The organism is Streptomyces sp. NPDC094034, from assembly GCF_040303865.1.
Lineage (GTDB): Bacteria > Actinomycetota > Actinomycetes > Streptomycetales > Streptomycetaceae > Streptomyces.
Genome location: NZ_JBEOUD010000006.1, coordinates 128,123 through 149,642 on the forward strand (window position 1 = coordinate 128,123; position 21,520 = coordinate 149,642).

20 protein-coding genes, 2 tRNA genes and 1 pseudogene are annotated in these 21,520 nt (G+C 68.7%); 8 read left to right on the forward strand and 15 right to left on the reverse strand.

The genetic code is table 11. The annotated features are described in order from the left end of the window. Nucleotides 1–105: 105 nt before the first annotated feature. Nucleotides 106–732 (reverse strand): SigE family RNA polymerase sigma factor, encoded by a 627-nt coding sequence (locus ABTZ59_RS08385; RefSeq protein WP_351392647.1) that lies wholly within the window; start codon nt 730–732, stop codon nt 106–108. Nucleotides 733–1,005: 273 nt separating this feature from the next. Further along, entirely contained in the window at nt 1,006–1,320 is a 315-nt protein-coding gene (locus tag ABTZ59_RS08390; protein WP_351392650.1) for a hypothetical protein, read from the reverse strand. Nucleotides 1,321–1,646: 326 nt separating this feature from the next. On the opposite strand from ABTZ59_RS08390, the gene ABTZ59_RS08395 reads away from it, so the two are divergent. Continuing rightward, nucleotides 1,647–2,765: a bifunctional DNA primase/polymerase gene (locus ABTZ59_RS08395; protein WP_351392653.1), complete on the forward strand. Its 1,119-nt coding sequence runs from the start codon at nt 1,647–1,649 to the stop codon at nt 2,763–2,765. A 61-nt stretch (nt 2,766–2,826) separates the two neighbouring features. On the opposite strand, the gene ABTZ59_RS08400 is transcribed toward ABTZ59_RS08395, so the two are convergent. From ABTZ59_RS08400 to ABTZ59_RS08410, 3 genes are all read right to left on the reverse strand, one after another. Further along, complete coding sequence (locus ABTZ59_RS08400; protein WP_351392656.1) at nt 2,827–3,504, reverse strand: histone deacetylase; 678 nt, start codon at nt 3,502–3,504, stop codon at nt 2,827–2,829. Nucleotides 3,505–3,924: 420 nt separating this feature from the next. Beyond that, nucleotides 3,925–6,639, reverse strand: coding sequence for an ADP-ribosyltransferase (locus ABTZ59_RS08405; RefSeq protein ID WP_351392659.1), 2,715 nt, complete (start codon nt 6,637–6,639; stop codon nt 3,925–3,927). A 443-nt stretch (nt 6,640–7,082) separates the two neighbouring features. Beyond that, nucleotides 7,083–7,173 (reverse strand) — tRNA-Ser (locus tag ABTZ59_RS08410). 154 nt (nt 7,174–7,327) lie between these two features. On the opposite strand from ABTZ59_RS08410, the gene ABTZ59_RS08415 reads away from it, so the two are divergent. Continuing rightward, entirely contained in the window at nt 7,328–7,807 is a 480-nt protein-coding gene (locus tag ABTZ59_RS08415) for a hypothetical protein (protein ID WP_351392662.1), read from the forward strand. Nucleotides 7,808–7,893: 86 nt separating this feature from the next. On the opposite strand, the pseudogene ABTZ59_RS08420 reads toward ABTZ59_RS08415, so the two are convergent. After that, nucleotides 7,894–8,031 (reverse strand): annotated as a pseudogene (locus tag ABTZ59_RS08420) (tyrosine-type recombinase/integrase); the annotation flags it as partial. 158 nt (nt 8,032–8,189) lie between these two features. Then, nucleotides 8,190–8,405, reverse strand: coding sequence for a hypothetical protein (locus ABTZ59_RS08425; protein ID WP_351392665.1), 216 nt, complete (start codon nt 8,403–8,405; stop codon nt 8,190–8,192). Nucleotides 8,406–9,202: 797 nt separating this feature from the next. Here ABTZ59_RS08425 and ABTZ59_RS08430 point away from each other — a divergent pair. Then, nucleotides 9,203–9,340, forward strand: a complete 138-nt coding sequence (locus ABTZ59_RS08430; protein ID WP_351392668.1) for a hypothetical protein — start codon at nt 9,203–9,205, stop codon at nt 9,338–9,340. A gap of 839 nt (nt 9,341–10,179) precedes the next feature. Here the strand turns inward: ABTZ59_RS08430 and ABTZ59_RS08435 are convergent. The 4 genes from ABTZ59_RS08435 to ABTZ59_RS08450 form a co-directional block, all read right to left on the reverse strand. Beyond that, a complete protein-coding gene (locus ABTZ59_RS08435) occupies nt 10,180–10,482 on the reverse strand; it encodes a hypothetical protein (protein WP_351392671.1) in 303 nt (100 codons plus the stop codon). Continuing rightward, on the reverse strand, nt 10,479–11,180 hold the full coding sequence (locus ABTZ59_RS08440) for a GntR family transcriptional regulator (protein ID WP_351392935.1): 702 nt from the start codon (nt 11,178–11,180) through the stop codon (nt 10,479–10,481). Before ABTZ59_RS08440 ends, ABTZ59_RS08435 begins: the two co-directional genes overlap by 4 nt. Before the next feature lie 28 nt (nt 11,181–11,208). Continuing rightward, nucleotides 11,209–11,433, reverse strand: coding sequence for a hypothetical protein (locus ABTZ59_RS08445; RefSeq protein WP_351392674.1), 225 nt, complete (start codon nt 11,431–11,433; stop codon nt 11,209–11,211). A 515-nt stretch (nt 11,434–11,948) separates the two neighbouring features. After that, nucleotides 11,949–12,227: a hypothetical protein gene (locus ABTZ59_RS08450; protein ID WP_351392677.1), complete on the reverse strand. Its 279-nt coding sequence runs from the start codon at nt 12,225–12,227 to the stop codon at nt 11,949–11,951. Nucleotides 12,228–12,306: 79 nt separating this feature from the next. On the opposite strand from ABTZ59_RS08450, the gene ABTZ59_RS08455 reads away from it, so the two are divergent. Further along, nucleotides 12,307–13,062 carry a GntR family transcriptional regulator gene (locus ABTZ59_RS08455; RefSeq protein ID WP_351392686.1) on the forward strand — a complete coding sequence of 252 codons (756 nt, stop codon included), beginning with the start codon at nt 12,307–12,309 and terminating at the stop codon, nt 13,060–13,062. Nucleotides 13,063–13,208: 146 nt separating this feature from the next. Here ABTZ59_RS08455 and ABTZ59_RS08460 read toward each other — a convergent pair. Next, nucleotides 13,209–13,295, reverse strand: a tRNA-Ser gene (locus ABTZ59_RS08460). A gap of 475 nt (nt 13,296–13,770) precedes the next feature. Here ABTZ59_RS08460 and ABTZ59_RS08465 point away from each other — a divergent pair. Further along, the gene (locus ABTZ59_RS08465) at nt 13,771–14,232 is read left to right on the forward strand and encodes a hypothetical protein (RefSeq protein ID WP_351392689.1); all 462 of its coding nucleotides are present in this window, start codon (nt 13,771–13,773) and stop codon (nt 14,230–14,232) included. A gap of 428 nt (nt 14,233–14,660) precedes the next feature. Here ABTZ59_RS08465 and ABTZ59_RS08470 read toward each other — a convergent pair whose 3' ends face one another. Then, the gene (locus tag ABTZ59_RS08470; RefSeq protein WP_351392692.1) at nt 14,661–16,244 is read right to left on the reverse strand and encodes a trypsin-like peptidase domain-containing protein; all 1,584 of its coding nucleotides are present in this window, start codon (nt 16,242–16,244) and stop codon (nt 14,661–14,663) included. Nucleotides 16,245–16,460: 216 nt separating this feature from the next. On the opposite strand from ABTZ59_RS08470, the gene ABTZ59_RS08475 reads away from it, so the two are divergent. From ABTZ59_RS08475 to ABTZ59_RS08485, 3 genes are all read left to right on the forward strand, one after another. Further along, nucleotides 16,461–17,366, forward strand: coding sequence for a glycerophosphodiester phosphodiesterase (locus tag ABTZ59_RS08475; protein WP_351392695.1), 906 nt, complete (start codon nt 16,461–16,463; stop codon nt 17,364–17,366). 95 nt (nt 17,367–17,461) lie between these two features. Next, nucleotides 17,462–18,166, forward strand: coding sequence for an ATP-binding protein (locus tag ABTZ59_RS08480; protein WP_503002375.1), 705 nt, complete (start codon nt 17,462–17,464; stop codon nt 18,164–18,166). Nucleotides 18,167–18,529: 363 nt separating this feature from the next. After that, on the forward strand, nt 18,530–19,495 hold the full coding sequence (locus ABTZ59_RS08485; protein ID WP_351392701.1) for a DUF5926 family protein: 966 nt from the start codon (nt 18,530–18,532) through the stop codon (nt 19,493–19,495). 203 nt (nt 19,496–19,698) lie between these two features. Here ABTZ59_RS08485 and ABTZ59_RS08490 read toward each other — a convergent pair whose 3' ends face one another. Together ABTZ59_RS08490 and ABTZ59_RS08495 are read right to left on the reverse strand one after the other, a co-directional pair. Continuing rightward, nucleotides 19,699–20,181, reverse strand: coding sequence for a hypothetical protein (locus ABTZ59_RS08490; protein WP_351392704.1), 483 nt, complete (start codon nt 20,179–20,181; stop codon nt 19,699–19,701). A 640-nt stretch (nt 20,182–20,821) separates the two neighbouring features. Continuing rightward, nucleotides 20,822–21,505, reverse strand: coding sequence for a bifunctional DNA primase/polymerase (locus tag ABTZ59_RS08495; protein WP_351392707.1), 684 nt, complete (start codon nt 21,503–21,505; stop codon nt 20,822–20,824). Nucleotides 21,506–21,520: the final 15 nt, after the last annotated feature.

The window sequence follows — 21,520 nt, forward strand, 5'->3', positions numbered from 1 at the left end:
GTAAGCCAGGCGCGAGCCGCGTGGCGCGCCCGGTGCGGGCCCGGTGCGTCGTGCCCGGTGCGAGCCCGATGCAGGCCCGGTGCGGGCCCGGTGCGAGCCAGGCCGTCAGTGGACGGGCGAGAGCTCCGGGTCCTCGCGGAGCTTTCCGAGCGCGCGGGACACCGCGCTCTTGACCGTGCCGACCGAGACCCCGAGCACCTCGGCGGTCTGGGCCTCGCTGAGATCCTCGTAGTACCGCAGGACCACCATGGCCCGCTGGCGGTCGGGAAGCCGCATGACCGCGCGCCACATCGCGTCGTGCAGCACCTGCTGCTCGGCCGGATCGGGCTCCGGCTGACCGGCGGGCTCGGGCAGTTCCTCGCAGGCGAACTCGTCGACCTTGCGCTTGCGCCACTGCGAGGTCCGGGTGTTCAGCAGGGCGCGGCGGACGTAACCGTCCAGTGCCCGATGGTCCTCGATGCGGTCCCAGGCGACGTACGTCTTGGTGAGGGCCGTCTGCAACAGGTCCTCCGCGTCGCACGGATTGGAGGTGAGCGAGCGCGCCGTACGCAGCAGTACGGGCCCCCGCGCCCGTACGTACGAGGAGAACGACGCGAAGGGCGGGTACGGCGAGAAGTGGGCACTCTGGGCGCCGTGGGCGCCGTGGCCGGAGGCCGGCGGGTGACTCGGGTACGACGAGTGCGCGGCCGGCTTGGCGGCTTGAGAGGCGCTCGTGCAGACAGGCGTGGTCATGGCTCAACGCTAGGAGCGAGGCCCACCTCAGGGGATCGGCCCCAGGTCCCGAAGCCTTCTCCGCCTCAGGGTGTACTGAGGGTGCCGACTGCACCTCCTGTAGGTGGAGGAGCGGTCGGGGAGACCGTCAGGGTCACCCTGTGGGAGGACGGATCCAGCACTGTACGAGAACGATCGGTCACGCGAAAACGCCCTACGCGGCGGCACCGGAGAACCGGTACCGCCGCGCAGAACGTATCTCACCCCTCAGTCACGCCCCCGTCGGGCCGCACTTCACCACCAGAGGTTGTTGAAGCTCACCGAAACGTTCTCGTTGGACTGGTCGATCGACGTGAAGCCCGAGCCGATCACGTTCGCGGTGTTGTTCTGATTGGACGCCCCTTCACCGGTCGCTACCTGCTGGGTCGTCGTCGAGTTGCCGAGGTTGTGTCCGCCCACCCCACTGCCAGTGAGATTGGCCACGGTCGCGTTGGATCCATCACCGGAGAAGGCGCCGTTGTCGGCCTGAGCAACCCCGGTGAAGAGCGCGGCGGCGAGGGGCAGCGCGGCGACGACGGCGAAGGCACGGGCGGTACGGAAGCTTGCCATGACATTTCCTCCAGGAACCAGAAGTACGGCTTTTTCCGAAGCAGTTGGCCGACTGCCTCGGTCGTGGTGACGACGTCGCGACCTCAGAATTGCCCACCGAATCCCTCTCGAACCAGCCCGGAGAGCCTGATTCCCTCGCAAGCGTGAGGACATGTCGATAAACCCCTAATGCGCCCCCAAAGCCCGGAGCCGCGCGCGCCAGGATCGTGCGACCCGGCTCGCGATCCCCTCCCCCACAAGGGAAGAAGCGTTTCCGCACCCCCTCCGCTCGACCTCCTCGAACCACCCCCCTTCCCTTCTTCGAACACTTGTACGAACATAGACCCATGGCCATCACCGCCGGGCACCCCGCCACCCTGGCCCTCGCACACGCGCTGTCCGCCGCCGAGCGTGGGCTTCCCGTCTTCCCGCTGTCCCCCACCAAGCTCCCCGCGCTGCGCTCGCCACACAGGGGTGAGCCCGAACCGGTCGTCTGCCACGGCGAATGCGGGCAGCCCGGCCATGGTGTGCATGACGCCACCACCGATCCCACCGGCGTGCGCTCCTTGTTCGCCGCCGCCCCCTGGGCGACCGGCTACGGCATCGCCTGCGGCCGGCCGCCGCACCATCTGATCGGCATAGACCTGGATGTCACCTCCGGACGGACGGAACCGACGGAACCGACGGGGCGGGCGGGGCGGGCGGAACCGCTGGCACGGGCGGGTGGGGCGGGACGGACGGAACCGACCACCGAAACGGCGCCCACCTCGAACCAGGTCTCGACCTGGGCCACGAACCAGGTCTCGAACGGGGTCGCGAACGGGGTCAGGAACGAGGTCAGGAACGGGGCCTCGACCTGGGAATCGCCCCTCGGCTCAACGTTCGACTCACCCCCCGACTCGGTGGCCGCGCTTCAGCAACTGGCACTCCAGCATCTCTTCACGCTCCCGGAGACCGTGGTGATCCTCACCCCCAGCGGTGGCCGTCACATCTGGCTCACAGGCCCGCCCGACGTGGTCGTACCGAACTCCGCGGGCCGGCTCGCCCCCGGCATCGACGTACGCGGCGCAGGCGGCTATCTCGTGGGCCCCGGCTCGGTCACGGCGCGGGGCGCCTACCGGCCGGCCCCCGGTACGGCCGAACTGGCGCCCGCACCCTGCCCCCGCGCTCTGCTCCGTCTGCTCACCACCCCCGCGTCCCCTCCCCGCTCCCAGCGCCACCGGCACCGCGCGGGCGCGGAACAGGAACAACTCGCGCGCGGCCACGGCCTGGTGCAGTTCGTACGCGCGGCGCACTCGGGTCAGCGCAATACCCGGCTGTTCTGGGCCGCCTGCCGCGCGTACGAACACGGTTTCGGCGAGACGCTGACGGAATCCCTCGTCGATGCCGCCGTGTTCACCGGCCTGACGGAACAGGAGGCCCGCGCGACGATCGCCTCGGCCGCCCGCCTCACCGCGGGCCCCTGACCCGACGGCACGCCCGACGAACCAGGCCGCGCCACGGCCGGCCCCACCCGCCACGCTTCCCTCAGGAGGTGGCGATCAGGTCCGCCACATCGCGCGCGTTCCACTGGCCGGCCGCACCTGGGCACGCCGCGAGATAGCGCGCGACGCTGTCCAGCTCCCAGGCGCCCGCCTCCAGCAGACCGGAACCCAGCATCCTGACGTACGGCGCGGAAGGCGCGTTCCACTCCAGCTCGCTCACGCTCCACGGAGCGGTGAAGGTAACCACCGGAATCCCGTCCATCGCCCCTGGGCAAACAAGCGTCTCGTACCGCCCGTCCCCGAGCACCGCCCGCCCGTCGGTCATCACTTCCGTCAGATCGAGATCGTCCCCCGGCTCGCGGTACATCTCCTGTGCCGCGATGTCCGAGAACTGCCCGACCGAGACAAGGTGCGCCCTCGCCAACACCCTTCCCCCGACACCGGGGTCGTAGAAGGCCCTGCCGCCTCCCCAGACGAGCGATTCGGTGGCGAAGTACATGACACCGTCGAGCTCCACCGGCACGGAGGCCCTCGGCGGACGCTTGTCCCTGCACCCCGGATACCCCTTGGCGGCGCCCGGCGGCCGTCCGCCGGTGATGTAGTACGAAAGCCGCTCAAGGCACGTATTGGAACCGTAGGACGTGTACCAGACCTGACTCGGCGAAGCGCCGCCGCTCTCTCGACTCTGTACGGCACGGGGGACGGCACGGGAACTGCTCACTGATCCACCGATCGCTAGGTCCTGCGCGGTCGCTCCCGCGCCGGTCACGGCCATTCCAACGCGACGAGCGCCCATACTCGCGGACGATCCGCGGCCTGGGTGTCGTCCCTCGATGTCCTCCGTGCCGAGCGACTTTGTCGAGCGCCCGGTCGGGGCCACGGATACGCGGGGCCATCGCGAGGCCGAGGACCACGGCGTCGAAGTGCTGGTCGGTCGCAAGCTCCTTGTCCGACTGCCGCCCCCGGTGGCCCGGATCGTCACGGCGTCGGAGGCCCGTACGGTGCAGCGGCCGGACGGCTTTGCGCAGCTCCTCGGGGCCGTACGCGTGGCTCAACTCACCTGGCTGAATCCAACGGGCTCAGTCCACCGACCTCAATCCACCGACGTCAACCGACCTCAAGCGACCTCAACCGACCAGGCTCAACCCACCTGCTTCACCTGGATGACCTTGTACTCCTTGCCACCGATGATTTTCGTCGTCTCGCCCGTTTTCACGAACTTGCCGCCGCGCGGGATAAGGACCTCCGACTCCCTGCCGCGGTAGCGGGAAAGAGGGTCGATGTTGCGGCCGTTGTCCGTGGTGATTTCCATCAGCACATTCTCGCCCGTTCGACCGTTGGCCTTCGCGTTCTCGGCGGCGCGGTCGGCCTTCGCCGGGTCGCTGGTGGTGCTGAGGTACTCGGGCATCTCGACCTCTTCGCCGTTGGCGAACCTCTCCATCAGCTCGTTCGGCATGAATGTCCCCCGGTAGAACGTCCCGTTGACCGGCGGCAAGTGCTCCAGAGCACGGTCCATTTTCTCGATGAACTCCGGGACGCGCTCCGCACGGCGGCCGGAGATCGGCTGACCACGCAGGTACTTGTTCGCGTCCTCGGCCCACGGGCCGGTGTAGTCGGCGATGATGAGCGCGTCCTCGGCGGTGAGATCCTTTGTCAGCGAGTTCTCGTCGGCCTTCTTCTCGACCTCCTCCGACCACTTCGTCCTGTCCCCATTGCGGTACTTCGGGACATCGTCCAACGCGGTCATCGGGTTGGGGCGGTCGGAGCAACTTCCCCCGTCCGGACCCGGTTCGGGCTCGGGCTCCGGTTCGGGTTCGGGCTCTGGTTCGGGCTCGGGTTCGGGCTCGGGTTCGGGCCTCGGCTCAGAAGTGAGGCCAAGAGCGATGACGACCCTGTCCTCCACGCTTTGGAACGTATCGACACCAGCGAGGGAGGATCGGGACAGCGCCTGCGCCGCGTCCATCGGGGAAGCGCCTCCGGAGTCGGCTGCGAGCGCGACGCCGCCAACGACAACGCGCGTCTGGCCTGCGGCCGAAGCAAGCGTGTAGCGACCGTCGCCGGCCGCGCCGGTGCTCACGGGGCTGGAGAACGCGACATTGGTGGCGTTCAGGCAGTCGTCCTTGTCCTTGTTGTCGTCCTCGTCCTCGTCCTTGTCCTTGTCATCGTCCTTGTTGTCGTCCTCGTCCTCGTTCTCGTCCTTGTCCTTGTCGTCGTTCTTGCCGCCGCTGCTCCCGCTCGTGCCACCGGTGCTTCCGCTGGTGCCCGTTTCCCTGCAGCTCTGCATGATGCCCCAGGGGGCCATGACCGGATTGCACTCGTAATCGCCACCCGACCCACCACTGTCCGAACCGCCATTCGAGCCACCACCACTCGAACCACCGCTGCTGGAACCGCCACTACTGGAACCACCGCTGCTGGAACCACCGCTGTTCGAGCCACCGCTGCTGGAACTGCCGCCACTCGAACCACCACTACTGGAACCACCACCGTTGGAACCACCGCTGCTGGAACCGCCACCACTCGAACTGCCGCCGCTCGACCCGCCACCGTCCGAACCACCACCACTCGAACCACCGTTGCTGGAACTGCCGCCATCCGAACCACCGTCGGAACCACCACTGTCGGATCCACCGTCGGAACCACCATTCGAGCCACCACCGCTCGACCCGCCATTGGAACCACCACCGCTCGACCCACCGCCATTGGAACCGCCGCCACTCGAACTGCCGCCGCTCGACCCGCCACCATCCGAACCACCACCATCCGAACCACTGCCGCCATCCGAACCGCCGCTGTCGGACCCACCGTCCGAACCGCCGTCGGAACCACCATTCGAGCCACCACCGCTCGACCCACCGTTCGAACCACCACCACTCGAACTGCCGCCGCTCGACCCACCACCGTCCGAACCACCACCATCCGAACCACCACCGTCGGAACCACTGCCGCCATCCGAACCGCCGCCGTCGGACCCACCGTCCGAACCGCCGTCGGACCCGCCATTGGACCCACCGCCGTTGTTCCCACCACCAGAGTCGCCACCGGAGTCACCACCGCCGGAAGCGCCACCACCGTTGTCACCACCACCCGAGGCACCGCCTCCGTTAGCGCCTCCGCCAGAGTCACCCCCACCGGAGTCACCCCCGCCGCTGCCGCCACCACCCGACTCGCCGCCACCCCCGGCGACCGTGTCGCTCTCGCAGTCGCCGCCGAGGATGTTGCAGACCGCCGTCTGAAGACCACCAGCAAGCTGAGTCCCCACACCACTGAAAACAAGCGCGCCAATGATCAGGGCAACAACACCGATCATGCCCACGTACTCGACCGTCGACTGACCCCGGTTCCGCCGCCACCCGATCATGTGCGGAATCGACGGAAACGCCTCCCGACGCAACCGCTCCCGCGTCCACCGCGGCCTCAGCGCCCGCTGCTCCTCCGGCAGCTCGAACCACGCCCGGCTCGCACCCGCACTGATCAACGCCAACAGAGCACCCGGCAACAGAAGCTGGCTCAGCCCCCGCTCCGAACCCCCGTACAGATTCACGACACTGCCGACCAGCAGCCACGCCTGAAGCCCAACCAGCGCGAACCAGACGACCTTCCCACCGGTCCACAACCACCGCGCCAGAACCACCGCAACGATCCCCGGCGCCACCGCGTACAACGCCACCAAAGAAAGTACCGGCGTGATGTGAGTACCCAGCTCCAACAACGAGTTCACCACACCCACACCGCCCAGCAGCGTGAGAGCGAACATCAGATAGAGCAGAACCCGGGTCACGACGAGCGATCTCGGCAACTCCCAGCGACGCGTGGGTATGCCGACCTGGACCGCCAGGCTTTGCGAGTCCGACACGGGAAACCCCTCCAGCAAACTGCCTAGGATGTCCAGCCCAGGCGTCCAGTCGTCGCCTCTATCTCGGCACAGTACGGAGACGCACGACCCATTCCGAAGGGCCCACGGACCCACTTGGGGCCCAAACCCCGGCCCGCACCGCGTCTCAGCGACTCTCCGCGTCCCCGAACGACTCGGGTGACCGACCTGGGCGGCGGCTGCGTTGCACAGGTTCGCCGGATGGACGAATCGCTGGGCGGGCGAAGGCGGTCAATACCCGAACAGCGGCCCGCGACGGGCGCGGGGAACACCTCGCGCGACCGTCCTGCGGCGCAGCGCGGCTGGGGGACGCGTACTGATCCACAGCGGTCCAGAGGCGAGAAACCCGGAGAGCAGGAGCAACACGGAAAGGGGCGCCTCCAAGCCGGAGACACCCCTTCTGACCAGCACGTACGCTGGCCTGCTGCGGTGGGTGTGGGATTTGAACCCACGGTGACATCGCTGCCACGACGGTTTTCAAGACCTTTCGGCCGCCGGGCGGCCGCTCACCTCCGCCACAGGTCAGACGGGTACCGGTACCCAGGCGTCGTCGTTGTCATCGTTGCCGTGCCCGCTACGTGCCCCTCGCTCGTGACGGTGTCCGTTGAGCCAGGAGTCCGCTCCTTCCATGACCCGGACCGCAGCCTCCCTCGAAGGTACGTTGCCAATCATGACCACCCAGATCTTCACCTTGGTCGGCGTCCTCATCGGCGCCCTGACGTCCTACTTCGCAACAGCAGTCGCCGAACGGGCCAAGTTCCGGAGGGAGATGGCCACGCGATGGGACGAACGAAAGCTTGACACGTACATCGAGTACGTGACGTGCATCAAGGAGATCCAACGGGCCGGCATGGCTGCTGGGCGGGCCCGTGACCAAGGAACGGACGCGTCTGACGCGTTGAAAAACATGGAGGAGAGCGAGAACAGAAGATCGATCCTCTTCGAGACCTTTGTCCTGCTGAGCAACGAGAAGGCTGCCACCGCCGCTCACTCGGTCAACCAGCGAACATGGGAGCTGCTGGAGATGGCCCGGATCCCCTCAAGCGGGGTAGCCGAAATCCACCCGATCCCCTTGGTGCAGGCGCTCAACGTGCTTCACGAGGCAGCACGATCAGATCTGACGATATCGAGCAGCATCATCGCCCGGTGAAGTCTGCGTACGCACGACGACGTACAGCGGCACCCGACCACTTGTGTGATCAGAGGCCGTTGAACAGAGCGAGTGTGGCGTGACGGTCAGTCTGAAGTGGCGTCCGCAGAGCCGTCAGCATCGGTGCCCGATCCACTCAGCCAGGTATCCGCCGCTTCCGCCACTTGATCGTCGCGACCGGCGACCGGCCGGGCGTAGTGCCTGGTGGCGACGCCGACGGACGACGGCGGACGCGCGCGGACGTCAGTGGACCGTCAGCGCAGGTGAGGACGACTCCAGCCCAAGGAAGCACCCTCACCTAAGTTGCTTCGGGACGAAGAGGTCGCGTGCCACAAGCAGGATGACGACGGGGCGGCCTGGTGAAGGGCCGCCCCGTGATGATCTAGGCAGTGCGCTTCATGTACGCCAAGACTCCCATGCCTGCACTGAACGCAGCTGCAAAGGCGCTGCCACTGCCAGCAAGGGCAGCCAGAGGGTCGCCGTCCAGCGCCATCACCATGATGGCGGCTGCGAGCGCCATCACGGCCGAGCCAAGCGTGACGATCGTGACATCCCGGGCCGGGTGGTTGCACGTCTGATGGACCGAGTTGGTCGACACCGTTCCTCCATTGACTTGTTCACTCGTTGGCTGAATGCAGACACACATCACCTAGGTGAGTGGTGCCAAAATCAGCCGCGCGTAACGGGCTAGGCAGCCCGCCACCAGCGAGGCGCTGGTAAGAACGCGCCTAACGAGGACGTCAATGAAGCCTCCAGACAGGCAGACGGGGGATTTGCGTTCGACAGCCTATCTGCCCGGCAAGTGACCAGCAAGGAGGGCATGTTGTTACGGACACGCGCGCCGGGCCGATCCATCACACCTCAGTAGCCAGCCAGCCGCCGGCACGGGGCGAGTGGTCCGTGCCAGATCCTGCGGGGAACCGTGGGGTATGGCGGGGAGGGGTTCGCCGGCAAGGCAGCCTCCGGTGCCGTTCCGCCACAGATCAGCCCAGCAATCGCTCGTCGAAGCCCCAAGTTTCCCAAGCTCAGGGCTTCGGCCGCCGGATACGCAGTGGCCAGCTGACTCGTGGTTCTGTACCTTGCCCCCGTGACCAACAACCGAAGGGGCAATGCCGCGTAGGCGCCCATCAGCCCTGCGGGGCGACCTCCCTAATCCGCCTCCTGAGGCGGCGACGGTACCCGTTTATCAATGGCCTTTCGGGATCTTGCACAGCTGACCTGCGTCGGCTGGAGCGGACCCGCTTCTGGCCCGAAGCCACGGAAGAAGCCTTCTGGCACTGGAAGGCCCTTGCCCATGGCCCTCTCGGGCAACTTGTGGACCAACTAGCAGGCTCTGGTTGCGGCATCCTTGGGTGCGGGTGTTACGGCGTCGACTTCCGCGGGCACCTCGAAGCCGTGCTTCACGCACTGCCCAGGAAGAGCGCACGTGAGTTGCGCGCCCTTGTGTGGACGCTCGACAAGAAGATCCTGGCGAGGACCGAGGTCATCCCGGCTGACAGCCTGGACGTGCCATGGTGGCGAGGACAGCTCTAGGACCATGGGCGGCCGTCTCAGTTTCCGTCTCATTCAGCGCCGCTCACGGCCGTTCAGAGGAGACCGCAAGCCGTGCCCGGCTCATCAGCCAACCGCGCATGAACCCAGGTGAACGCCCCTGTACACCCCCCAACGCCCCACCAACACAGTTGGAAAGCGTGCGCCTGCTTTCGCCTGGCGCCCTGCTCGGTGCGCGGCCGACGCTGGCAGGTCTCTCCTTAGCCATCGACGAAGCCCGGCCGTTGGTTAGGTCCCGGGTCGTACCCGGGCCGCCCCCAGACAGAACCGGGGATGCAACTGCTCTACAGAGCTGGACACCTCGGAAGCCGGCCGCGCGTCTGAGACCTTAGCCGTGCCCACTGACAACGCATCCCCGAACGTGAACTCAACGCCGTGCGCCCTGCACCACAAGCGCACCAGATAGAGCGGGGGACAGCTGGGAGCCACGGTGAAAGCAACCGGGCCCGACGAGGCTGCATCTCAGCCGTTCGACCAGGTCAGTGCTCAATCCGTCCCCAAATGCTCGCAGCTTCCCAAGCTGATCGCGCCGGTGGTTTGCTCACGAACCGGCCGTCGCAGCCTCAGCGTGGCTGAGGCCGGTGGGGGTGCAGCGAGGCACACGCGTGCGTGGTCGGTCGGCGCGCCCGCCGTCGTGGCTGACTGTCGTCGGCTGATGTTCAGGCGGTCGGGCAAGGGTTGTTCTCTGCGCATCGGGGCGCGGCGTGTCAGCCGGGGTCGGCATAACGCGACGGGGAGGGGAGTCCGAGTTGGTGCCCGGGTTCCCCTCCCCGCATGGCACGGAGGGCCGTCATCGGCAGGCGCCGTTTGCCGTCGGCTGCTCAGGTGCGGTGAGGTTCGCTCACCGCTAGCAGGTGACAGCGGCTGGTCGCAATGCCGTGCACGTCCCGCACAGCACCGGTCAGTTCGTGAACCAGCCGTCGCAGCTCCTCCGGGCCCGCGTCCTGGTCGTCGAGAGTTTCCGAGGCCTCCTTCAGCAGCTCGGCTGCCGTTCCCAGTTGCACCGCTTCGATGTTGTCCGCCAGGCGGGATATGTAGCCGTCCCTGTCGTCGGTGCTCAGGTAGTAGGGCTGGCCGTCTGGCCCCGACCATGGGAGGAGCCGAAGTTCGTTCGGTGCCGTCATCCTTGTGTCTGCCTCTCATCGGTCATGTGGTGGTCGGTGAAGTCCGCGTCGACGCGATCTCCCGGGAACACCAGAAGCGCGGGCTCAACGACCCGCCCGGTGGCGTCGGTCGCGACGCGCGTGATCGCGAGAACTGCCGCGGCAGGGTGGATCCGGAGCGCCGACGCTTCTTCCGGTGTCGGCGGGCGGGCACATACCGTCTCCCGCACAGCTGCCGGCGGCGAGCTCAGGACGGCAAATCGCGTGACGGTCTCCCGCCATGGGGATTCGTCGCCCAGCGCTCCGGCCGGTACCAGATCGCGCGGGATGTAGATGCGGGCCAGTCCGTGCGGTGACTCTCCCTCGTGGCTGATACAGAAGAACTCGGCGAGAGGGCTGCCCGTCGGCACCTTGAGCAAGGTCGTCGGACGCCCGTGTGCCTGAACCGTGGTGGTGTGAACGGTGACGCGCAGGGCCGCGTCAGCGGCGATCCACGGGTCCAGCGTTCCCCATCCGCCGACGTACACGATCTTGTGGAGTGGCCGGCGTACGAAGTTGCCTTCTCCGTGGATCTTCTCGACGAGACCTTCCCCCTGAAGTACAGCGAGGGCACTGCGCAGTGTCACTGTGTACCGGTCGGCGAGACCAGCCTCGGACGGCAGACGTTCGCCGGGTTTGATACGTCCGGTCGTGATCTGGCGCCGGAGATCGTCGGCGATGTCGTGGTGCGTGAAGACACGGACAGGTTCACCGCCTTCTCAGCATTCGAACGGCGGAGAGGCGGGTACGCGTGTGTATGGTCAGCAGCTCGCCCGACTCGAAGAGGAGTTGCTTGGCGCTTTGGGGGAGTTGAAAGAGGTCAGTCACCCGGCAGGCCCTGCAGCCGAGTTGGATGGTGTCGCCACGCTGCACGGTGCTCGCGGTGACCTCGATGTTGGATACTAGCGCGCCGCCGGGTGCCCAGCCGCTCACCGCTTGACCTCCGCGGGCGTGGACCGGTCGGACACCGGGGGACACGGGCAGTCGCACGTCTCGTAGACAACCGGCACCTCGATCGGTGCGGTGACCGGGAAGGACTCGGAGCAAGCAAGTGGGTGCCGATATGGCACGCGGTCGACCGGTAAGGGACGGCCGAGGCATCGGTGATGTGGGGCTGTTGGCGAGGAGGCATCAGCGGACCCCGGCAAGGGACGACCAGGCTTCGGCGGGCAGGTGGGAAGCGACTACCACCGCGCGTTGATGTACTCGTTTCTCCCAAGCCAGCACGTACGGGCGAACAAGCGCGTTTTCCTCGCCCATGAGCGCGTGTCGGTGGTTCGCGGTGTCGGAAGCCCGGCCACCGTCGGCGAGTCAGTGGACGCAGGGAAGACGGAGGCGGCCGGCGGACGGGAGGGCATTAAGGGGCGGCGGTGCCCGCCCTTGGGGAAGTACCGCTCTCTGGTGAACGAGACGGCACGGTGGATACGGTTGAGCACGCTGCTCAGCTCCTATCGCTGATGGCCCGGTCCCCCGACATCGCCCGTCGTGGGGACCGCTTTGCGTACGACCGCCCAGGGGGTGCGGCCGTTCAGGCTGGTGGCCAGAAGCCCGAACCGATCGGCCTCGGCCACTACTTCGAGAACCTCCCGCCATGTCTCGGCGGTGAGCGCTTCCGGCACCTCCGCTTCGACTGACGTGTGCCGGCCGTGCTCCGCCACGCGTGTGGGAAGCCCGACGGCGGACAGCCGGGCCGCGATGGCCGCCGCGCTAACTCCCGAAGCGGGCACAGGGCAGCCTCCGTCACCGGCGAATCACTTTCAGTGAAGCTAGTTAACTAGATTAGAGCTAGTGGACTAGATTTTCCATATGCCTGAGCAGCCGCCCTATCTCCGCATCGCCGACGAGCTCCGGCGGCGGATCGCGGAGCACGAATGGGAGCCGGGAGACCGTCTTCCCTCCCGCGCCCAGATCGGCCAGGAGTGCGGCGTGGGCGAGAACGTGGTGCGCCGGGCACAGGAGTTGCTCATCTCCCAAGGCGTGTTGGAGGGCCGTGCCGGTTCGGGCACGTATGTCGCCGAGCCCCGGCAGCGGGTGCGGGTGGTCCGTTCCTCGGCACGCGAGCAGCCCACCGGGTCGCCGTTCCGGGCGGACATGAAGGCCTTGGGCAGGCAAGCGGATTGGGAGAGTCGGACCGATGCCAAGGTCCCGGCGCCGGCGGACATCGCTGCGCGGCTTGGCATCGACGAAGGCGGCCTGTGCGTCCGGACGACGTACGAATTCCTCGCCGACGGCAGGCCGTTGCAACTGTCGACGAGTTGGGAACCGTACGACCTCACCGCCGGCACTCTCGTCGTCCTCCCCGAGGGCGGGCCGCACGCTGGGGCAGGCGTCGTGAACCGCATGGCCGCGATCGGCGTCACCGTCAGTCACGCCGTGGAGCAGCCGGAGCCGCGACAGGCGACCGCCGAGGAGGCGTCACTTCTCGGGATCCAGAAGGCCGCGTTGGTCACGCACATCCGCCGGACGTATTACAGCGACCAGGGGCGGCCCGTGGAGACGGCGGACATCGTCGTGCCTGCCGCTCACTGCGAGATCGTCTACGAGATCCCGATCAACCGGTAGCCCCAGACCCCTTCAACTCGTGCCCTGCCCGTGCCCCTTCCGTGCCCGATCGAGCGGGAAACCGCGGGGAGACACGGTGACGAGCGGACATCGAGCAGCACAACGGCCCCCGACCGTCATGCCTGGTCAGGGGCCGTTCACCTGTGCGGTGGGTGTGGGATTTGAACCCACGGTGACATCGCTGCCACGACGGTTTTCAAGACCGTTCCCTTAGGCCGCTCGGGCAACCCACCCACGCCCCGCCCACCAGCGACGGAGCGGCTACAGCCTACCGGCTGCGCGATCTCGATGCGCGACCGTGGCCAGAGGATGGTCATGGCGCGCCTCCGCCGACCACGTCCAGCGAGGGATCACGGCTGCCGAGCGGACGCTCACGTCCTGGTGCACCTCCGCGCACCGAGTCAACCGTTGATGTCGGGACGAGCGGTCGGCAGCAGGAGGTCCCGGATGGTTCTCGCCCGTGACCTTACTTGGTACGGCCCGGCCAGGCGACACCTCCCGGCTCAGTCGGCGGTCGCCTCTCCAACTCCCCATACCACGAGGGGCGTTGTATCAGGTCGGCCCGTCGCGGAGCCGCCGCCGCGTCGGAGCGGGACGGTCGGGACGCGGCGGGCAGGGCCGCTGGGGGGACTGGTGGACCCCTGCTCCGCGCCTACCGCTAGAGTGCGATGCTTGTTCGATTCGCCGGGGGGCGAAGGGGGAGGGGTCGTGAGCGTGCAACTGAGAGACATCGCCGGGGAGTTGGCGGCGGTGTTGTGGCGGGAACACACCGTGTACCGGGAGCGGTCCGGCGGTGTGGTCATCCGGGGCGAACATGTACGGCGATGGATCAGCCTCGCTCCGGCGGGCGGCCGGGACGAGGTCCTCGTACGCGCGGGGCGCATCCTGGACGGCGGTACCACCGCTCCGGCGCGTTCGGAGGCCGTGGTGCCCCTCGCCGCCGGTACGGGCGTGCTCGCCGCGACCTGCCGTCGCCTGCTCGCCGAGACGGCGGCCGATGCGGCGCCTGCCGCGCCGGGACGGGGAGCGCCCGGGCGGTCGAAGCGGTCCGGGAAGGGATCGCGGCCCAAAAGCAGGGGGAAACACACCAGTTTCGGTTCATGGGTGATCCTCGCCTGCGTCGCCGGTGTGATCGCCCTGTACGTCTACAGCACCGCGATGCGCGGCTAGCCGGTACGCGGCCAGCCGGTACCAGAGGGACACGTCACGCAGGCAGGACGGTTCGGGGGCATCTCCGCTTCTCCGAACCAAACCCAGGGTTGCCAACATCAACAGACGTGCCGCCGGGGTGTCCCTCGCGCCGCACCCAGTCCTGCGGCCAGATACGGACCAGCACCATCACGCCGTACACCAGCGCGGCACCGGTCGCCGCCCACCCGACCATGAAGGCCGGTCCGAAGAAGAACATTCCGAAACCCGTGCCCGGCCAGATGCCGCACCGTTTCGAATGGCTCCCCCCGGCCGGCTCGCGCTGGTTCCCTCCGCTGGTTCCCTCTTGGCAGGCGGGCCGCCAGGGCTCGACGGGACGGGCGCCGGTCGGCGGCTGAGCGTGTCCCACGCCCCGCCGCCGACCCACGTTACGAGTACGAGCCCGCCGGTCAGCTCTCGCCCTCGCGCTCGCCCAGGATGACCTCGGTCGTGGACTCCTTGCCGTCGCGCTTGTAGGTCAAGGTGACCTTGTCGCCGGGACGGTGGGTCCAGATCTGGCCGATGAGGGTGGGGCCGCTGTCGATCGGGGTGCCGTTGAACTTGGTGATGATGTCCCCGGCCTTCAGACCGGCCTTGGCGGCCGGGCCGTTCGCGACGACGGCCGGGCTGCCGCCGTCATTGCCGGAGATCGCGGCGCCTTCGCCGCCCTCGGCCATCGAGACCGTGGCGCCGATCACGGGGTACACCGGCTTGCCCGTCTTGATGAGCTGATCGGCGACGTTCTTCGCCTGGTTGATCGGGATCGCGAAGCCCAGCCCGATGGAGCCCGCCTGGGACTGCCCCAGGCCGCCGCTGCCCGCCGACTGGATGGCCGAGTTGATACCGATGACCGCGCCCCGTGAATCCAGCAGCGGACCACCGGAGTTGCCCGGGTTGATGGAGGCGTCGGTCTGGAGGGCGCTCATGTACGAGTTGCTCGACCCGGAGCCGTCACCGGAGGCGACCGGGCGGTTCTTGGCACTGATGATGCCGGTGGTGACCGTGTTGGACAGGCCGAACGGGGCGCCGATCGCGATCGTCGAGTCCCCGACCGCGACCTGCTCCGAGTTGGCGAGCGGGAGCGGAGTCAGACCGGAGGGCGCTTCCTTCAGCTTCACCACCGCCACGTCGTAGCCCTGGGCGCGGCCGACGACCTCGGCGTCGTACTTCTTGCCGTTGGAGAAGGTCGCCGTGAGGTCACCTCCGTTCGCCGCGGAGGCCACCACGTGGTTGTTGGTGAGGATGTGGCCTTCCTTGTCGTAGACGAAGCCGGTGCCCGTCCCGCCCTCGCCGTTCCCCTGCGCCTCGATGGTGACCACGCTCGGCAGCGACTTGGCGGCCACCGAGGCGACCGTACCGGCGTCACGCTTGACCTCCTTCGGGGCGTCCGCCGCGGAGACCGTCGTCGAACCGGTCGAGCCGTCGTCGTTGCGCTCGGCCGCCCAGTAACCGATTCCGCCGCCCACCCCGCCCGCGATCAGCGCGGCCACGAGCACGCCTGTGATCAGCGCGCTCTGGCGCTTGCGCGGGGGCCGGGGCTCGTGTCCCGGCTCCGGCGCGCCCCACGCCGGACCGCCGCTGCCCGCTCCGCCGTACGAGGGAAACTCGGGCGGCGGCGGGGGCCAGCCCGCGTCGGCCGCACGCGGCGGCACGGCGGCGTGCTCAGGCGCCGGACCGTGCTGCGCCGAAGCCGAAGCCGAGGCCGGAGCCTGGGCCGGAGCCGAGGTCGGCGACTGCGACGAGGGGTACTGGCGGGGGGCGGGCTCGCCGTAATGGCCAGGCTGGTCGCCCGTCGACGCCGCCGTCTCATGCGTCGCAGGCTCATGCGCCGCAGGCTTACGCGTCACAGGCTCGTGCGCCGCCGGCTCGTGCGCCTTCGGCTCATGCGCGGCCCCTCGCGGAGCGGACGCGGGCGTGCCCTCGGGAGCGGCATCCGGCACGGGAGGTACGGACGGGTCGGCTGGGACCGCGTTGCCCTCGTTCTCAGTGCTCACAGCTCTTTCTCCTCGGTTCCACGTCGTCTTCGGCAAGAGTCCGCTGTGCAAGTGTCCGCGGTCAGCTTTTCCCACAGCACGTCAGGCCACTGTAAGCAGGACCTGTGCATCTGTCCGCCATCCTTTACTCCGGACAAAACGCTCGCACCTGGACCGACCTGCCGTGAGACACCAGCCGTTCACTCGTCTACCCCCTCACGATGACACCATGACGCGGTGACTCAAGCACGCCAGCACAGCATCCAGGTCGTCGCCCACCGCGGAGCCTCGGAGGACGCCCCCGAGCACACCCTGGCGGCGTACACCAAGGCCATCGAGGACGGCGCGGACGCACTTGAGTGCGATGTACGGCTCACCGCCGACGGTCATCTCGTCTGCGTCCACGACCGCCGGGTGAACCGCACCTCCAACGGACGCGGCGCCGTCTCCGCCCTGGAGCTCGCCGATCTCGCGACCCTGGACTTCGGCTCCTGGAAGGACAGCGAGGAGAGCCCCGACTGGCGGGACCCGGAGTTCACCTCCGTACTGACGCTGGAGCGCCTGCTCGAACTGATCGCGGACGCCGGCCGACCCATCCAGCTGGCCATCGAGACCAAGCACCCCACCCGGTGGGCCGGGCAGGTGGAGGAGCGACTGCTGCAGTTGCTGAAGCGGTTCGGACTGGACGACCCCACACACGGCGGCCGGACCCCGGGCGCCCCCACGCGGGGTGGCCGCATCCTGGGCGGCGCGTCACTGGGCGAGCCCTTCCGGGGCCGGTCCGCGCCGGGCGGAGCCGTTCCGGACGAATCGGCCGTACGGATCATGAGTTTCTCGGCGCGCTCACTGCACCGGATCGCCTCCGCCGCACCCCAGCTGCCGACCGTCTATCTGATGCAGTTCGTCTCACCCCGGCTGCGCGACGGACGGCTCCCCGCCGGAGCCAGGATCGCGGGTCCCGGGATGCGGATCGTCCGTAACCACCCCGGCTATATCGCCCGACTGCACAGGGCGGGCCACCGTGTCCATGTCTGGACGGTGAATGAGCCGGAAGATGTCGATCTCTGCGTCCGTCTCGGAGTCGAGGCGATCATCACCAACCGCCCCAAACAGGTTCTGTCCCAACTGGGCCGTCTTGCCTGACATCTCCCGACTCCGTGCCTGAATCCCCCGACTCCGGCTCACAGTCAGTGATGAAGAGTGCACCGGCGCGTTCGCTCCGTGTTCGAACGCGATGAGTGCGTCAATGGCCTTCCCCTGGCCGGTTTCCGGTCCAGGCCATCGGGGCATCCAACCCGTGGCGTGGGGCAAAGGAGGTCTCGGGGGTGGCGTTTGTGGTGGCACAGGAAGTGCCCACGTCGTCGTGCATGGCCGTACCCCATGGCCCTGCGGGCGTGGGTGAAGCGCGACATCGGATGCGCGAGCAGTTGAGGCGCGGCGGGATGTCGGATTCGGTGGTGGACGACGCCGTACTGATCCTTTCGGAACTTCTCAGCAATGCCTGCCGGCACGGCAGACCGCTGGGGCACACGGAGATCGGTGACGGCGACATACGTGCCGCGTGGCGTGTCGACAAGGCAGGCCGGCTGATCGTGGAGGTGACGGACGGCGGTGGTCCTACGCGGCCCATCCCCGCCACACCCTCGGTCACGGCACGCGGCGGGCGCGGGCTGAACATCATCTCGGCCCTCGCCCAGGAATGGGGGGTACGGGACAGCGCCTCCGGCGAAGTCACGGTGTGGGTCATCGTTACGGATGGGTCCCGTCGCGACGATTTCGCTACGCGCGTCACCTCCCCTCGCCAGCCGCTGGAGAGGCGCGACGGCCTGGCGGAATTGGACGGCCTGGACAGACTGGACGGCCTGGACGCGCTGGAAGGTCTCAACGGCATGGACGGTCTGGACGAGCTGGGTCTCGCGGACGTCTTGGAGGACCGGGACTGACAGCGGCCGGGGGCTGACGACAGAGGCCTGGGACTACTGACAGAGGCCGGGGGCCGACGTCGCGCCGGGGCTGACCGACGCCTCGGACTGACGCACGCCGACGACCGACAGACGCCCCGGACTCACGGACCCCCAGGACCGACGCCGCCCGCGACGACAGACGCCCGGGACAAACAGACGCCCGGGACTGACAGCCGCCCGTACTCACGGACCCCGGACTCACGGACCCCGGACTCACGGACCCCCGGGACCGGCAGAATGCCCGCCTCGCCCGTTCGCGCGGCCGCATCGCGCCCCCTGCAATCCCCGTACGGCTAGGCTCGCGCCGACACCGCATAGCCGCTACCGGGAGAAAGCCACACCATGGCCAAGAAGCGCCCCCAGACGAAGGCCGCGAAGGCTCAGCTCAAGGACGGACCTATTCCGGTGGTGGGGGCCCGTGAGCCCTGCCCGTGCGGTTCTGGCCGTCGCTACAAGGCCTGTCATGGCCGGGCCGCCGCGCACGCCGTCACCGAGCTGGTCCAGCGCCCCTTCGAAGGACTCGCCGGTGAGTGCGACTGGGTCGCGCTGCGCGAGCTGGTGCCCGCCGCGACCGCCGAGCTGACCCTGAAGGAGGGACTGCCCGAGGGAGTTCCCTCCGTAACGCTCGCCACGGTCCTGCCGATGGCCTGGCCCGCGCTGCGCCGCGACGACGGCTCCGTGCTGCTCGCGCTCCAGAACGACACCTCGTCCGGTGATCTGAGCCGTGACCTCGCCGACACGCTCCGGCGTGCGCTGACCGCGGAGCCCGGCAACCCGGTGGCCGCTCAGCGGGTGCCCGCCGACGGTCCGCGCCTCCAGGACATGCTCGCCCCCGACGCCGCCTTCACGCCGGTCGTCCACTCCGGATTCGAGTTCTGGGTCCCGGACGCGCAGAACGCCTCGGCGGAGGTGACCGCGTCCCTGGAGCGCGCCAACGCCGCCGCCATCCCCACCGCGCTGCTCTCGGGTACGGACGCCGCGTACTGGTGCGAGACACCGGAGAAGAACCACCTCCGCTGGGTCATGCCGTACGCCGAGGAGAAGCTGCTCGACGCACTCGCCCGGCTGCACGCCGCGGGCACATCAAGCCTTGGTGAGGACACCCGGCTCGTCGGATCCTTCCGGGCACATGGGCTCACGGTGCCGGTGTGGGACCTGCCGAGCACGATGGGCGCGGAGGAGTGCGAGAAGCCCGCGGCGGAGTTCGCCGAGCGGCTCACCGCCGCGCTCGCCGTCGACGCGCCGCTGACCGGGGACGAACGCCGGGCGCGCGGCGGGCTCACCAACCGCCAGGTGACGCTGAGCTGACAGTCCCGACGGACTGTGACGCGTTCCACTGAAGTCGGTGACACCTGTCACAACTTCCTCTACCGGCAGGTAATTCATTGTCCGAATACACCGGATCGAATTTGCTAACCGCCGATCTCTTGTTACCGTTCTAGAAGCCCGGTCGCTGGTGCATCCCCCGTCGCCAGCGACCGGGCGTCCGCGTTCTCGGACGCTCCGGCCCCTCAATGAGCCGCCGGGGCCGGCGAGTTGCTCCCCGATCTCAGCAGCAGCGGCTCGATCTCCGTACCGCTGCCGTCGATCCCCCCAGCGATCTGCCCCTCGTTCTCCCCGCCATCCCCGCCGTCGCCGCCGCCGTTCCCACTGTTCGCGGGCGCGGAGAACTCCGCCACCGCCAGGTAGGCGGTGCGCTCGCCCCGGGACGGCTCGCGCGGCGTCTCACAGATCGCCGGTTCGCCGCCGGCGTCAATCGGGCAGCGGGTCTGTACGGTCCGTCCGTAGGGCCCCATCAGGCTCAGTACGGCGAGCAGTTCGCCGCCCGTCTCATTGCGGTAGTAGGTACGCGCCCAGGTGTCGGGCCCGTCATCTCTGGCGCGTGGCGAGGTCAGGACACAGGTCTGCGCCTCGATTCCCTCGGGAGAGGCGACCTCGGGCCCGCATCGTTCGGTCGTACGTGCCACAGCGCCCGTACCGCGCGCATCACGCATACCACGCGCACCGGCGGTCACAGCGTTCCCGGCGCTCCCGGGCGTAGCGGACCCTTTAATTCCGGACACAGACGAAAGCCCGGCCTTCGCATCCGCAAGGAGCCCGGTCGCTCCGCTCGCCTCGCCGCTCATGGCTCTGCCTGCCACGCCGTCCTGCCTGCCCCCCATCGCGTGCGTGCCGCCCGTCGCTTCCGCGTCCGACCATGGACCGTCCACGGGGCCGGCGGAGGCGGCGAGCGGAAGCAATGCGGTGAACACCACTACGGCCGCGAGCCCGATCATGCGGAGATTCATGGTGGGGCCCACCTGTCCCTGCCGGGGAATTGCTGACGGTGGGCCGAAGATATCGACGGAATGGGGTGCCCACCGACCGCGCGCGCCCAATTCCCCCGCAACTCGGCCTTACTCGCACCCGTACGAGTGACAGAGCGTGAACGCGTCCCGGCCCCCTGGAGCGCCGGGATACGGTCCGCCCCGCCCCGACCGGTCTGGATCAGACCGGACCGGACCGGGGCGTAGAGCCGTCAACCACCCCGGGCCGTCAACCACCTCGGGCGATCAACCACCCCGGGCGGTCAACCACCCCGGGCCGTCAACCACCCGGGCGGTCAACCCCACACCGGCGGATGACGCGCGGCCGTCAGTACGCGAGCCTGCTGCCGCCGTCCGGCGCGCTCGTGCTCGCCTCGACGAGCGCGTCCACGACCGCCTCCACATCCGGCAGCCAAGGCGCCGCCGAGCCCTCCAGAGGCGCCCGCTCCCAGCGCACCTGTCCGCCGGCCGCCTCGGACGGCGGCAGCACCAGATAGCCGCCCTCGCCGTGGAACCGCAGCGAACTGGGTACCCAGTCCTTGCTGTAGAGGAGCTCACCGAGTTGTTCGAGGCTGTACGGAGCCACCAGCAGTGACCAGCGGGTCGGGGTCGCGACAACCGGCCCCAGCCGCATGCCCATCCGGTCCAGCTCCACCAGCGCACGCGCGCCGGCGACGGCGGGCAGGCTCACCGCGCACGGGGCGCCGCCGCCGGTCGCCAGCACGATCGGGGCCGTGGGGCGGTTGCCCCACCACCAGCGCACCATTCGCTCGTCGGTGGTCGCGGCGAGCAGCCCCGGATCGAAGGGGTGCGCGCCGGGCACGACGCATTCGAGGTCGGGGCAGGCGCAGCCGTGGCCGCGCGTCCCGCGTCCGCCGGCCGACTTGAGTCCGGCACCCGGCAGTACGGGCCATCTCCACGCGGTGGCGCAGGTGAGCGCCGCGTCGAGTTGGGCAGCCCTCCCCTTGCGCCGGAACCGGAGCCTGCGTCGCCTTCCGAGGATCTCGCGCATGAGCGCTCGTTCCTT

What these genes read in the sequence shown, in the direction of transcription:
- ABTZ59_RS08390 (WP_351392650.1), bottom strand. Translation starts at nt 1,320, where the DNA reads ATGGCAAGCTTCCGTACCGCCCGTGCCTTCGCCGTCGTCGCCGCGCTG.
- ABTZ59_RS08495 (WP_351392707.1), bottom strand. Translation starts at nt 21,505, where the DNA reads ATGCGCGAGATCCTCGGAAGGCGACGCAGGCTCCGGTTCCGGCGCAAG.
- ABTZ59_RS08490 (WP_351392704.1), bottom strand. Translation starts at nt 20,181, where the DNA reads ATGCGTGATGCGCGCGGTACGGGCGCTGTGGCACGTACGACCGAACGA.
- ABTZ59_RS08385 (WP_351392647.1), bottom strand. Translation starts at nt 732, where the DNA reads ATGACCACGCCTGTCTGCACGAGCGCCTCTCAAGCCGCCAAGCCGGCC.
- ABTZ59_RS08435 (WP_351392671.1), bottom strand. Translation starts at nt 10,482, where the DNA reads ATGACGGCACCGAACGAACTTCGGCTCCTCCCATGGTCGGGGCCAGAC.
- ABTZ59_RS08395 (WP_351392653.1), top strand. Translation starts at nt 1,647, where the DNA reads ATGGCCATCACCGCCGGGCACCCCGCCACCCTGGCCCTCGCACACGCG.
- ABTZ59_RS08485 (WP_351392701.1), top strand. Translation starts at nt 18,530, where the DNA reads ATGGCCAAGAAGCGCCCCCAGACGAAGGCCGCGAAGGCTCAGCTCAAG.
- ABTZ59_RS08455 (WP_351392686.1), top strand. Translation starts at nt 12,307, where the DNA reads ATGCCTGAGCAGCCGCCCTATCTCCGCATCGCCGACGAGCTCCGGCGG.
- ABTZ59_RS08415 (WP_351392662.1), top strand. Translation starts at nt 7,328, where the DNA reads ATGACCACCCAGATCTTCACCTTGGTCGGCGTCCTCATCGGCGCCCTG.